At 70.5% G+C, this 889-nt stretch carries 1 protein-coding gene; it reads left to right on the top strand.

Annotation, left to right across the window (positions count from 1 at the left end):
• Nucleotides 1–241: 241 nt before the first annotated feature.
• Nucleotides 242–889: S1 family peptidase (locus BBH68_RS38750; RefSeq protein ID WP_065968587.1), on the top strand; the 648-nt coding region annotated here is incomplete at its 3' end.

Here is an 889-nt window from a genome sequence, read left to right on the forward strand (position 1 = left end):
CGCGCTCATCGGCACCGCCGACGCGGTGGTGACACTCGCCGAGGTACGGCGCCGGGTGGGGACCTTCTTCGCCCGCCACCTGTTGTAGCGGGGCCGCTCACCCGGGCTCGGCCGGTGGTCGGGCCGCCACCGCAGGGGGGCAGGCCCCACCATCGACCGACCCGCTGCCCGGATGGTCCGCGGGGTCTCGAACCACGAGGCTCAACGAGTACACGATCCACCGAGCAACAAGGGAACCTCTGTGTTCAGCTTCAAGTCGCCGCACCGCCGTACCGCCCGCACCGCTGCCGTCGGTGTTCTCGCCGCCGCGGCCTGCGCCACCGTCATGGCCGGCAGCGCCGGAGCCATCGTCAACGGGTCGGACTCCACCGAGAGCTACCCGTTCATGGCGGTCATCCCGGAGTCGGCTCCGGACCAGGGTCTGATCGACGGCAACTGTGGGGCGTCGCTGATCGATGAGCAGTGGGTGCTGACGGCGGCTCACTGCCTGAAGGTCGAGGGCCTCGAGCTGGACGGCATCGTGCGCGTCGGCAGCGATCACCGCAAGTCCGGCGGCACCGTCCGGAAGATCGACCGGACCTTCGTCCACCCCGGCTATGTGAACGGCGACAACAAGGCCGCCAACAAGAACGACATCGCGCTGGTACGCCTGGACCGCCCGGTCGCCGAGAAGCCCATCAAGATCGCCGCGCAGCCCGGGCGGCCCGGTACGCCGACCCGGCTCCTGGGCTTCGGCACCACCGTCGACACCGAGTTCACGTTCCCCGACCGGCTGCAGGAGCTGAACACCCGCAGGGGCGCCGAGTCCGAGTGCGCACCCGGCTACGCGGACCGGACCCGGCTGTGCACCATCACCACCGTGCCCAACGCCATGGCGTGCTCTGGGGAC

The organism is Streptomyces sparsogenes (assembly GCF_001704635.1).
GTDB lineage: Bacteria > Actinomycetota > Actinomycetes > Streptomycetales > Streptomycetaceae > Streptomyces > Streptomyces sparsogenes.